The sequence below is a fragment of the Borrelia crocidurae genome, assembly GCF_000825665.2.
GTDB lineage: Bacteria > Spirochaetota > Spirochaetia > Borreliales > Borreliaceae > Borrelia > Borrelia duttonii.
The window spans coordinates 54,773-67,742 of sequence record NZ_LN609267.1; the positions used below are offsets into that span (position 1 = coordinate 54,773).

Here is a 12,970-nt window from a genome sequence, read left to right on the forward strand (position 1 = left end):
AAACCGTATATCCTTCCTGAATATAATCTCTTAAGAGTGCAGATGATTTTAAAGTTCCTCTAGAAATATAATCACCTATCTCCTCAATAGAAATTTCCCCAAGAATATCTGATTTATTATAACTCATAAAGCTCGCACTATCACTATTATATTTTAAAGCTCCCTCTTTAAGAACTAAAAATACATCGCCTAATTTTACATCATTTACATACCCAAGATTAATTAAAACATCATCTTTTTTAATCTGAAGTATTTTTCCCTTTTTTGGTAAATAATCATTAAAATCTCTAGAGAAAGAACTTAAAATATTACTCAAATATAATACTCCCCCTGAATTATAACTAAAAGTCTTCACCTTAACTCCAGTTTTACCTGAAAAAACATCTACTTTTAAGCTAGCCAAGTTTCGAAAAACATCTACATCAAGATCAAACATTAAAAATAAATCAAGATTATTATTTCGTGCATAAGAAAATTCCTCAGAAAAACTACTTACCAAATAATCTTTATCCTTATTATAATCAAACCTATAATTAACCACTTCTATATTTAAATTACGATCAAGAATTCTCTCAGCATATTTTAAAATTAAATCATTTGCACCAAAAACTTTATTTTCATTTTGAGTAAAAATACCTATTCTGTAAACTGTTTGGTTATCATAAAGCTTATTCAAATCACCAATAGTTTTATAACCATACTTAAAAAACAAAGAACTTCTAATATCAAATGCAACCATATCATAAAAATCTAAAATTTCAGAATCCGTGACCTTTCTCTGTTCAACCAAATAATACAGTTCTTCATATGCCATCACATCTAACTTCATAAATTTATAAATCTTAGCAAGCAAAAATCTAGCCCCATCATTATCAGGATAAATATCAATAGCATTCCTTACATTAAATATTGCAGCATCTAAACTTAAATCTTGAAAAGCCTTAAGCCCTTCATTTTGATACCTCTTAGAGATTTCTATATTAGTACTATTATTTTTTTGAAATGCACTTCTAAAATTAGATACAAAAAAACTTTCTTCAAGAGCCATATCATAAAATTCTAAGTCTTTTTTCATATTTTTAGCTCTCTCCAAATTAAAAACAGCCTTATCAACCTCTCCAAGTTTTAAATAAGAATATCCAAGTAAATAATAAAGCTCATCAGAATCTTGTTCAATAACTATTGCTTTTTGAAGCACATCTACTGCATCGTCATATTTAACTTGATACAAATAAACAAGAGCAAGTAAGCGATAAGCATCAACAAGTCCAAAATCTTTATAAGTAGTCTTTAACAACATTAAATAATTTTGAGCATATTTCTCAGCAGATCCTAAATTACCAGTTTTAATAGAAAATTCTGCAACTCTCCTATGAAAATCCGGCAAAGAAGTAAAAGTTCCTCTAACCTTATTTATCAAATGTTGTGCCTTATCATTCATGTTTAATTTTTCATAAATGCTCATAAGATGGTCAAATGCACTATAATTTGTTCGACTATACTCAAGAACAGACAAATAATAATTAGCAGCTGCAATAAGCAAACCTTCCTCTTCAAAAATTGAAGCAAGCCCCACTAAAGCATCAATATTATTTTTCTGTTTAGATAAAACTTCGGAATAAAACTTCTTAGCCTGTGATGCTCCATTATTTTTAAGCAATATATTTGCATAAAGAATTTTATATTCGGTATCTCTATTTGACATTTTATAAGCTTTTTCTATAAAAAATTGAGCTTGATTATATATTTTTAATTTATAATAAATTTCAGCAAGAAATTTGTAAGCCTCATAATAATTAGGATTAATCTTAACAGCTTCAAGAAGTTCATCAATAGCATCATAATATTTTTGCATAAGATAATATGTTTGTGCCTTTTGATAATATTCAATCGCAGTTATAGTAGCACCCATCAAACTCCCAAAATTTAAATAAAAAAACAAAAACATGATAAAAAATCTCTTAAAATTCATAAACCTTCCTTTTGGGAAATCTTTATTACTTTAATATTTCGTTGATGCATATTTTTAATAGTAAAAATTAAATTATTATATTCTATCTTCTCATTCTTCAAAGGAATTCTTCCAAATAGATCATAAACAAAACCTCCAAGAGTATCAAAATCTCCATCAGGAAGACATAATCCAAGTTTTTCATTTAGATCTTCAATTAACACTCTAGCTGTACAAAGATAACTTCCATCATCAAGAGGAACTATTTCATCAACTTCATTATCAAACTCATCCTGAATATCTCCCACAATCTCTTCAAGAATATCTTCAAGTGTAACAAGCCCCGAAATTCCTCCATATTCATCAACTACAATAGCAATATGCACATGATTTTCTTGAAATTCTTTTAAAAGAGAATCTATTTTCTTACTCTCAGGAACAAACATAACTTTTCGCATAATATCTTTTAGATCTATATCATAAAAATCTTTCTTCCACATATGTAACAATATATCTTTTGTATGAATTATTCCTATAATATCGTCTATTGTTTCTTTATAAACGGGAAATCTTGAATGATTGCTGGACGTTACAACTTTCAAAATATCATCTTTACTTACCGAATAATCAATAAATATTACACTTATTCTTGGAACCATAATCTCTTTCACAATCGTTTCTTTAAGAGAATTAAAATTATTAAGCAAAGATGTTTCAAATCTCGATTTCTCTTCACTATCTTTACCCTCAACATATTTCATCTTTTTATTTTTAAAATTAAAAAACTTGAACATCAAAATACCCTTCTGGTTTCTCTTAAAACCCGTTCCTGAATAATCAACATTGTCTCATTTTGAAAATCATTTGTATCATGAGTATACCCTATTAAATGCAAAATCCCATGTATAGTATTTCTTTGAAGCTCTTCATACATTTCAACATTAAATTCTAAAGAACTAAACTCCAAATATTCAAGGGATATGATAATATCTCCTTGTATTTGATGATTTATTTGTTCACTACCTTCAAAATAATTAAAAGACAAAACATCAGTAGGCTCTGGTTTTTGCCTAAATTCACCATTTAACTTTTGAATATACTCATTATTGCATAGGATAACAGACAGCTCATATTCTTTAATACAAAGAAAATTGAGAACAGATAAAATAAAATTATAATAAGCATCCCAATGTCTAAACTCAACACCTTCTGCCCATAAATTCAACTCCTCTTTTATCAATTCACTATATCCTAAAATTAATTATAACTTAAAAAGAACATTATATAAACAGACAAGAGCTCAATTTTTTATCATTAAACCCTTTATTAAACTTTAAACAAATCTTTAATTGCATCTTTCAAAGAATTTTTTTCAATAAATCCAACAGAAACTCTTGGCTTATCTCCAACAGGAACAAAAATAATGGTAGGAAGACTTTGTACACCAAGCACCATAGAAACTTCTTGCTCCTTATCAGTATTCACTTTATAAAAATCAATTTTATCTCCATATTCCTCAGAAAGTTCGTCATAAATCGGAGCAAGCATCTTACATGGACCACACCAATCAGCATAAAAATCAATTATTGCAGGTTTTGTACCCTTAAAATTCCATTCTTTATTGTTTTTATAATCAAAAACCTTATCAATAAATTCCTGCTTAGTTAAACTAATTGCCATATTTTCTCCTAAATCAATAGATTTTTCATTATAACATAAATATAATATAATTAATAAGGAAATAAATCATATAGACAATGAATTTGATATTAATAAATACAAATGAATTTCATAATGGAATCGTACTTAATGATCCAAGAGTAAAACATATTACAGAAATATTAAAACTTAAAAATAATGATACCTTTAAATTTGGCATTATTGGAGAAGAACACATCTATTCATGTATATATCATAAAGATGTAAGGCTTTTTTTTAAAAAAAATCATAAAATATCGAAATCAAATAAACTTACAAAAGTAAAAGTTGTCATTGGGTTCATAAGACCAATTGCAGCAAAAAGAATAATTCAACATCTTGGCAGTATTGGAATCTCTGAAATTATTTTTTTCAATGCTTTACTTAGTGAAAAATCCTACTCACACTCCAAACTCTTTAGAGAAAAAGAATATGAAAAATATCTAATAAAAGGAGCTATGCAAGGCGGAATTACATATATACCAAAAATTAAAATTTTTAACAATTTGATAGAAGTCTTAGAGAATATAAAAGATGACAATTTTAACACCACAAAAATACTACTTGAAAGAAATAGCAAAAACAAATTAATTGACTTAAATATAAAAACAGAAAATGTTATTGTCATAATTGGACCTGAGAGAGGATTTATAACAAAAGAAACAAATTTAATTACAAAGTATAACTTTAACACCTATAACATTTCACCAAATATTTTAAAAACAGAAACAGCTACAATCGTAGCATCCACGATTATTACATCAAAAATAAATGTATTATAATATCTTTATACATTTTCAATGTATAAGTATATATTAAACTCAAAAATAAAAATTTGTCTTCATTATTTCAATTCACTAATGTTTGATTTATAAGTTTATCATGAATATAAAGCTCAACTGTCGAGCCTTTTACTGCCTCATAAGGCAATTTAATAAGTCCACCTTTAGATCTAAAAGAATAAAACAAAGAACTATTTCCACTAGAATCTTTTACTTTTACCATAATATCTACACTAGATGAATATACATCCAATTTATAAGTCATAATTCCAAATACGCTTGTACTATTAACTCTTGGTTCATTAATAGTAATTATCAATTTATCTAAGTTTTCAATCCTATTTCCAGGAGATAAAGATTGATAAATAACACTCCCAAAATCATTACCCTTAGAAACATTGACATCAAAATCAATCTCATCATTTAAAAGAGAAATTATCACATCTTTATAATAGAGTCCAACATAATTTTTTATATATTTAACAGACGAATCTTCTTGACCTTTACTTACTAAAAATTGAAGATCAACTAAACTCGCAATCTTAGTACCTGGTGATGGTTCTTGTCGAATTATTGTTCCTTTTGGAAGAGTATTCTCAATTTCAACAGGCCTTAACAAATGATAAAGCATCCTATTATTATTAATTGCATTGGCTTTCAAATTAATAAGAACATCATCAATATTCTTACCAATAAAATTATCAACTTTATTGATCACAGCTCCTTTACTAATAAAGATTTTAACCTTACTATCAAGTCTCAAAACAGTACCTGCCTTAGGTTTTTGATCTATCACCTTACCTTTATCAAACGCAGTTGATGAGAACTTAAGTTCAACATAAGGAATTAATTCTTTATTTTGAAGCTCAGTAATTGCCTCTTCAATATAAAGTCCACTTAGATTTGGAACAACAACAATATCACTACTCTTTAAAAAAATAAAAAATATCGCACATGAAATAATTAAAGACCCAACAATAGTAAGCACTAAACCCCTAGACACATGCTCGGGAAAATCATGAATTTTATTATCATGATTTTCTCTAAATTCATGCAAATTACCATCACTTAGATTTTGACTATCCAAAAATAACTGATTATGTGGTGGTTTATTATCCATCAATATTATATCATCTCCTTACACTTTATTTTAAGAAAAAACCTTGCCTATTAAATCTCTATTTCCATGATAAAATGATACACAATCTAAAACTTTTTTCCCAATTCTTTGAAGTTCTAATAATACCAAGATTCCATCTCCTGTCTTTACCAAAAGACCTTTACTAGGATCAAAAGCAATAATTTTGCCAATAACTTGATCATCATAATCATTAGTACTTATAAAATCAGCTCTATGAAAAATAATCTCATTATTATCAAGTCTAGCTCTTGCAAGGGGCCAAGGATTATACGCATTAATTTTATTCTTAACATCAAAAGCACTCAACTTAAAATCAATAGTCCTATGCTCTTTGCCCAAAAAAGAACAATATGTAGCATTATTTTTATCTTGAACAATTCCAATATCTCCTTTAAGCAGTTTATTTAAAGCTTCTATTACGAGATCAAAACTATTTAAAGAAACATATTCAAAAATATCAACACTTGTATTAAAGCTCTTTATTTCAAACTGACTTTGCGCCAAAATATTACCACTATCCATCTCCAAGGTCATTTTTTGAACAGTAATTCCACTAACAGAATCACCATTTAAAATAGCAGTTTGAATAGGAGAAGGGCCTCTATATTTTGGCAAAAGAGAAGGATGAATATTAATACAACCTACTGGAAAAATATCCAAAAATTCTTGTTTAAAAATCTTACCATAAGAAAAAACTAACATAAGTTCAGGTTCTAAGCTTTTTACCAGGTTTATTACATCAGCATCAAGTACCACTGGTTGCAAAACAGTAATCTTTCTACTAAGAGCTTCACGTTTAATGTCATTTACTCTTAAAGAAAGACCACGACCACTAGGCTTATCAGGTGCAGTTAATACTCCAACTACATCATATTGATCTGATATTTTCTTTAAAACCTCTAAAGCAATACCATCAGAACTTGCAAAAAAAATTCTCAAAATTTAACAAGCCTCCTTTCCTTAAGATAAGATTTCAATAATTTATTCCTAAGTTTATCCTCATAATAATCAATAAAAAGTACACCTTTCAAATGATCCATTTCATGCTGAATAATTCTGGCTAAAATATCTAAATCTTCAATCTTAAAAAACTTGCCATTTTCATCATAAGCTTCAATTACAATTGATTTTGGCCTTGATAAATCATAATAAACTCCAGGAATACTTAAACAACCTTCTTTATAAACACTAAGTTCAATAGATTTTGACGTTATTACAGGATTAATAAACACTAAAGGTTTTGACATCATATTTTTTCTAACTACAAAAATAGATAAATCAAGACCTACTTGAGGCGCAGCTAGTCCAACACCCTTGCTTTTATCCATTAAACCTATCATTTCAAAAATGATAATTCGCAATTCATCATCAATATTTTCAACATCCTTTGTTTGTACTCGAAGTAAATCATCAGGATAAAAAACTATTTCCATAAACCCTCCAAAAATCCATTTTTAAAATTATGACTTTATTTGTCCAAAAAATTTCCATTCTTCTTTTTCCGATTCCGAAAAATAAATACCACCTTTCTTAGATTTTGGCAAAGCATAAAGCCTACCTCCATTCTCATCTTGAAATACTAAAAATTCTTTAAGTTCTATTTTAGAAGGAAGAAGTTTTTTATCTTTACCATTCATTCTTAATCTCCAATGACCATCCAATGTTTTATAAAAAAAAACCTTATCATCAAAAATATTAATTTCATAATTATCATTTTTATACACAATATCATCTAATTTAAAAACTCCTAAAGCATAATTTAAAAACTCTCTATTATATTGAACAGTATCTTTAATGGATTCAGTATAAGCAGCCCTTACTTGTTCACTTTTTGCATCAACAAAAAATAAAGTTGGACTCTTTTTTAAATTAATTTCACTAAAAATTTCATTATTTACATCAATAACCAAAAAAACATTATGTTTAGCAATCAGCTTAAAAATTTTATCATCTTCAAATGACTTTAAAAAATCTCTTATTAAATTATCTTTAATATCTTTTCCAACCAATATTAAAACATTTTTATATAATTTTTTAGCTTCATCTATAGCATCCTCATAAGAATCATGAAAAACAACATTAAATGAATTTGAAAACAAATATACAGAATTAAAAACAATAAAAATAAATATTGCCAATAAATTTACAAATTTCATATCTTACTAGTTAACATCTCTAAAAACTTAAGTTCATCACCACTAAGATATTCTTTTAAACTAAAATATACAAATTCATGATAACTATTAACATAGTCTAATTCATCTTTTGATAGCATTTCAACAACTATCAATTCTTTTTCAAAAGGTACAAGGGTTAAATTTTCAAATTCCAAAAAAATTCCAAATTCATTTGAATAACTTTGCTTTACAAAAACTAAATTTTCAATTCTAATACCATATTCAGAAGTTCTATATATCCCAGGTTCAATTGAAATAATTTCAGAACCTTTAAAAGAATAAGTGGATAAAGGACTAATAGAAACAGGAAATTCATGAACACTAAGAAAAAATCCCACTCCATGCCCCGTTCCATGAGCAAAATTTAAGCCATGCTTAAGCAAAGGAAATCTGGCAATACCATCAAGAGATGCACCTAACATTCCAAAAGGAAATTTTAAAGAAGCAAGAGCAATAAAAGATTTAAGAACTAAAGTATAGTCTTCTCTCTCTTTATTAGATGCTGTTCCAATTAAAACTGTCCTCGTAACATCTGTAGTACCAAGTTCAAGATAAGAACCTCCAGAATCTATTAAAAGCAATCCATCCTGATTAAGTTTTTTAAATCCTTTTTTTGGTCTATAATGAGGCAATGCTGAATTTTCTTTAAAACCAATGATCGAATCAAAACTAGAACTAAAAAATTCATCTCTTAATGTCCTAAAGCTTAAAAGCATATTTGAAACATCAACCTCATCCAAATCAGCAAGTTCATCTTTGGTGAAATTTTTAAATTTATACAAAAATTTAACCAAACTTACAGCATCAATAATATGCGCGTCTCTTATCTTACTAATCTCATAATCAGATTTTATTGCCTTCAGTTCATTAACAATACTAAGTCCAAGCACTGCATTTGATCTACCAATAGATTCCAATATTTTAACATTACTACTAACTGGTATCAAAAATTTGCCCTCATGATTAATCTCTTCTAAAAATGAATAAAAATTGCCATAATCTTCGACCTCAATTCCTTCAACTTCAAGTCTCTCTATTAAATCAAAATCAAGTTTATCAACATTAACGAAAAGAACATTCTTATATCTCTCACTTCTAGCTATAAACAAAAAAGCATAAAACAAAGCTGATGATTCAATATCAAATCCTCTTAAATTTAAAAGCCATGCTATTTCATCCAAAGAACTTATAACATAAAAATCAATTGTATTTTCTTCTAATTTTGCATTAACTTTATTGATTTTATTTATTCTTTTGTCATTTTTTTGAGCTTCCTTAAGTTCAAATATCTTATTACCTGTAAAATAAGGCCTATCCTGCCAAATTTTAGAAATTAAATCTTCATGTAAAATCTCAATATCTGTAAATTTACAATTTTTAACCAAATCATCATAAAATTTTATACTAATATCCTCAGCATAAACTCCAATCCGTAATCCTTTAAGCTTCATATTAACATAGCTAAAAATATCTGGATACCCCTTAACCCCAAGTTTTATTAATTTAAACTCAGTTCCTTCAAGTTCATTTGTCGCTTGTAAAAAATATCTACCATCAGTAAAAAGCACTGATTCCGTTTCTGTAATAATTACTGTTCCAGCACTTCCTGTAAAACCTGTAACAAATTCACGAATATTAAATCTAGCATGAGAATATTCACTCATATGCGGATCATGACTTGCTATTAAATATGCATCTATCTTATTTTTTATCATCAATTTTCTTAAAGATAATATTCTTGTATTAACCTCCATATAAGCAAGCTCCTTAGGATTTAAAAAGTAACTTTTTATTTAATTATAACAAATAATTCAATTTTAAAAAAACTTCTTATCTGATACAATTAAATGTAACAGTAAAAATCAAAGGACAAAAACATGAAAAACATTAAGGCTGTTGTTTCTGATCTCGATGGTACACTCTTGCTTTCAAATAGCCAAATAGGAGCTTTTAGCGAACTCGTAATAAAAAAGCTAACAAAAGAAAATAAAAAATTTATTATTGCAACAGGAAGAAGTAAAAATGAAATAATACCTCTTCTTATACAGAATCTAAATTCACATGTATCATTTTTTATAACCCTAAATGGAGCAAGGGTATATAATAACCAATGGCAATTAATAAGCAGTTATGACTTAGCTCCCGATATTGTAAAAGAAATTCTAAATATCAGAGAAAACAAATATAAGGACATACCTCACTTTTTACAAAGATCTGACGATACAGATGAAAACCTCTATGCCGACAATATAACTAAAAATGCTATTAATGATATATTTAAAAAACATAGATTATTAAACAAACACCAATATATCAAACATGAATTACAAGACATAAACATAAGATATAACGAAGTCAATAATTTTCAAGAAATTAAAAATTTTAACAAAATAGCAAAAATTTTATTACTATATGACGAAGAAGCACAGCTCATAAAATATGAAGCAGCAATTTTAGAAAAATATAGAGAAAAAGTAAATGCCTATCTATCAACACCACACTCACTTGAAATTGTTAATAGCAAAGTTTCAAAAGGAAATGCATTAAAAGATGTTCTTACAAGCATCAATATCAATTTAAATGAAACAATTGCATTTGGGGATGGCTTTAATGACGTTGACATGTTAGAAAACGTCAAAAAAGGATTACTAATGGGAAATGCGAATTACAGACTAAAGAAAATGTTATCTTACTTAGAAATAATAAACACAAATGATAATGAGGCTGTTGCTCATTACATTAATGATAATATCTTAGAAGACCCTGCATAATAAAGGATCACACATGAAAAAAGACTTAATAAAATATGCAGAACTTATTATTTTAAAAGGAATTAACTTGCAAAAAAACCAATGTGTGCTCATTACAGGCTCAATTGAAAATTATGAATTTTTAAGAATCTTAGCACAAAAAGCTTATGAATATGGAGCAAAATATGTAGAACTAAACATTGAGGATACAGAAATTTTAAAATCTAGATTACAATCAACACCAGAAAATCTTTTAGAGTTTATTCCTGACTTTAAACATAAATTTTTTGAAGAAATGATAAATGAAAAATGGGCAAAAATAAGAATTGATAATACAGAAAATTTAGATGCACTAAAAGAATATGACAATAAAAAAATATCTAAATACTTTCAGGCATTAAAACTAGCATCAAAAAATATTTCAAGTGCAATGATGAATAATGAGTTAGCCTGGTGCACAATCTGTGCGCCAGGACCAAAATGGGCTTCAAAAGTCTTAAATAAACCTGAGAGTCAAAAAACATTAGAAGAATTTTTTGAAATTCAAAAAAAAATTATGTTACTTGACACAGAAGATCCAATAAAAGCTTGGGAAATTCATGGAAATAAACTACATCAAAGATGCAAAACCCTCAATAATCTTCAATTAGAAAAAATAATATTTAAAAACAAAAAAACAAATCTAGAAATATATTTACTAGAACATTCCATTTGGACAGGAGGAAGTGAAAAAATAAGTGGAACAGAAATTGAATTTAATGCAAATATGCCTACACAAGAAGTTTTCACAACACCAAACTACAAAAAAACAAATGGTATTATGTACGCAACTCGACCAGTAAGAATACTTGGCAATCTAATAACTGGCATATGGATGGAATTTCAAGAAGGTAAAATAATCAATTTTGGATGTGATAATGATACATTAAATGACATACTAAAGAGGCATATAGAAACTGATGTACAAGCACAATATATAGGCGAAGTCGCATTAGTAGATAATAGCTCTCCAATATATAAAAGTGGACTTACATTTTACAACACATTATATGATGAAAACGCAAGCTGTCACATTGCACTAGGAAGTGCTTATCCTTCTTGTTTAAGTAATGGAAGTGAACTTAAAACAGATATTGCAAAACTAGATTACGGATGTAATGTTTCTTTAATTCACACGGATTTCATGATTGGAAGTAATGACATAAATGTCATCGGTATTGCCAAATCGGGCAAAGAACATATAATAATACAAAATGGACAATTTCTCATATAAATGAAATAACGGAGTAATCAAATAATGATAAAAGATTTGTTTACAAATGACCTTTTCTTATCTTGTTTAATTTCAGGTATTATTGCTCAAATAATTAAATACATCATCCAAGCAATAAAAACAAAAAAAATTAAATTAACTCCAAAATATTTTTTAAAAAGCATTTTTTTAGAAACAGGGGGTATGCCCAGCAGTCACTCTTCAACAGTAACCGCCCTTGCAACATCAATATTAATAAAAGAAGGAATTAATACTCACTTTATTATTGCTCTAGCTTTTGCTTTAATCACAATAAGAGATTCATTTGGTGTTAGATATATGGCGGGTGTTCAAGCAGAATATTTAAATGATTTATCAGAACAATTAAAAATGAAAATCAAAATTGAACCTTTAAAAATTAAAGTTGTTAAAGGACACAAAAAAAAAGAAGTATTTACAGGCATACTGATTGGTATAATCTCTGCATGGGCAATATGTAACAAATACTATATCGAATAATCTAAATAACAGATCATAAAGGAAAAAATGAATCTACTAAAGTTTTTTTATATATTGCTAATACCACTACTTTCTTGCAACATAGCACAATTTGGAGACTACAAACCAATATATTTACAAGGAGAAAAAGACTTAAAAATAGCAAATGACTATATAAACTCATTGGGATACAAAACAATATCTGAATACACAACAAAAGTACACATATTGGACTTTCCTAACTTTAAAGAAATAACAATAGACAAATTAATTCATCTTAATGACCACGATCTCCGAAAAGATCTATTTTTAAAAAAACTTCCTAATCTTTTTAATACAGGAAACAAAAAAATACTTTATGTTGAATCATCATTTACTAATAATGACTTAAAAAAATTAAAAAAAGATCAAAATATTAAAGCAGAAATGCATTCTTCAAATTATAAAACCAAAATAAAATACTTTTCAATCACAACTTTTATCATAATAATTATTTTATTAATATCACTAAACATTAAATATGCTCCTTTTATAATCCTTTTTCTAATAAGTTCATGTATTATATTTATATTTAGCAACGAAATATCATACTTTTATCCTTTAACCATACTAGCTTATCTACTATTTATACTAATTGACAATTTTAACAAAAATTACAACAAAATATATCTAAAAGACATAGGATTTACAGTATTAATTAAAAAAATTAAAACCCCAATAT

Annotated in this window: 13 protein-coding genes and 1 pseudogene; 5 read left to right on the forward strand and 9 right to left on the reverse strand. The window is 27.2% G+C overall.

Annotated features, from left to right (window positions below):
• From BN1173_RS00310 to trxA, 4 genes are all read right to left on the reverse strand, one after another.
• The coding region (locus tag BN1173_RS00310; protein WP_040235769.1) for a tetratricopeptide repeat protein at nt 1–1,972 on the reverse strand (1,972 nt) is incomplete at its 3' end.
• Entirely contained in the window at nt 1,969–2,745 is a 777-nt protein-coding gene (locus tag BN1173_RS00315) for a hemolysin family protein (RefSeq protein WP_014695966.1), read from the reverse strand. The genes BN1173_RS00310 and BN1173_RS00315, both read right to left, overlap by 4 nt.
• Complete coding sequence (gene ybeY / locus BN1173_RS00320; RefSeq protein WP_014695967.1) at nt 2,745–3,191, reverse strand: rRNA maturation RNase YbeY; 447 nt, start codon at nt 3,189–3,191, stop codon at nt 2,745–2,747. The genes BN1173_RS00315 and ybeY overlap by 1 nt, the downstream gene beginning before the upstream one ends.
• An 86-nt stretch (nt 3,192–3,277) precedes the next feature.
• Entirely contained in the window at nt 3,278–3,631 is a 354-nt protein-coding gene (gene trxA / locus BN1173_RS00325) for a thioredoxin (protein ID WP_014695968.1), read from the reverse strand.
• 77 nt (nt 3,632–3,708) lie between these two features.
• Here trxA and BN1173_RS00330 point away from each other — a divergent pair, with 77 nt between their 5' ends.
• Complete coding sequence (locus BN1173_RS00330) at nt 3,709–4,431, forward strand: 16S rRNA (uracil(1498)-N(3))-methyltransferase (RefSeq protein ID WP_014695969.1); 723 nt, start codon at nt 3,709–3,711, stop codon at nt 4,429–4,431.
• 67 nt (nt 4,432–4,498) lie between these two features.
• Here BN1173_RS00330 and BN1173_RS00335 read toward each other — a convergent pair whose 3' ends face one another.
• The 5 genes from BN1173_RS00335 to BN1173_RS00355 are packed head-to-tail and all read right to left on the reverse strand — an operon-like array spanning nt 4,499 to nt 9,503.
• The gene (locus tag BN1173_RS00335; protein ID WP_052456013.1) at nt 4,499–5,551 is read right to left on the reverse strand and encodes a PASTA domain-containing protein; all 1,053 of its coding nucleotides are present in this window, start codon (nt 5,549–5,551) and stop codon (nt 4,499–4,501) included.
• Nucleotides 5,552–5,581: 30 nt separating this feature from the next.
• On the reverse strand, nt 5,582–6,511 hold the full coding sequence (gene fmt / locus BN1173_RS00340; RefSeq protein WP_040235773.1) for a methionyl-tRNA formyltransferase: 930 nt from the start codon (nt 6,509–6,511) through the stop codon (nt 5,582–5,584).
• A complete protein-coding gene (gene def, locus BN1173_RS00345; protein ID WP_014695972.1) occupies nt 6,508–7,005 on the reverse strand; it encodes a peptide deformylase in 498 nt (165 codons plus the stop codon). Before def ends, fmt begins: the two co-directional genes overlap by 4 nt.
• A gap of 27 nt (nt 7,006–7,032) precedes the next feature.
• On the reverse strand, nt 7,033–7,728 hold the full coding sequence (locus BN1173_RS00350; RefSeq protein ID WP_012537838.1) for a thioredoxin domain-containing protein: 696 nt from the start codon (nt 7,726–7,728) through the stop codon (nt 7,033–7,035).
• Nucleotides 7,725–9,503 (reverse strand): aminopeptidase P family protein, encoded by a 1,779-nt coding sequence (locus BN1173_RS00355; RefSeq protein ID WP_040235777.1) that lies wholly within the window; start codon nt 9,501–9,503, stop codon nt 7,725–7,727. Before BN1173_RS00355 ends, BN1173_RS00350 begins: the two co-directional genes overlap by 4 nt.
• A 123-nt stretch (nt 9,504–9,626) precedes the next feature.
• Between BN1173_RS00355 and BN1173_RS00360 the strand changes: the two genes are divergently transcribed.
• From BN1173_RS00360 to BN1173_RS04440, 4 genes and pseudogenes are all read left to right on the forward strand, one after another.
• The gene (locus tag BN1173_RS00360; protein WP_040235779.1) at nt 9,627–10,520 is read left to right on the forward strand and encodes a Cof-type HAD-IIB family hydrolase; all 894 of its coding nucleotides are present in this window, start codon (nt 9,627–9,629) and stop codon (nt 10,518–10,520) included.
• Between the two features lie 13 nt (nt 10,521–10,533).
• Complete coding sequence (locus tag BN1173_RS00365) at nt 10,534–11,772, forward strand: aminopeptidase (protein ID WP_040235780.1); 1,239 nt, start codon at nt 10,534–10,536, stop codon at nt 11,770–11,772.
• Between the two features lie 24 nt (nt 11,773–11,796).
• Nucleotides 11,797–12,270, forward strand: a complete 474-nt coding sequence (locus BN1173_RS00370; RefSeq protein WP_040235781.1) for a divergent PAP2 family protein — start codon at nt 11,797–11,799, stop codon at nt 12,268–12,270.
• Nucleotides 12,271–12,297: 27 nt separating this feature from the next.
• A pseudogene (locus BN1173_RS04440) lies at nt 12,298–12,970 on the forward strand (hypothetical protein); the annotation flags it as partial.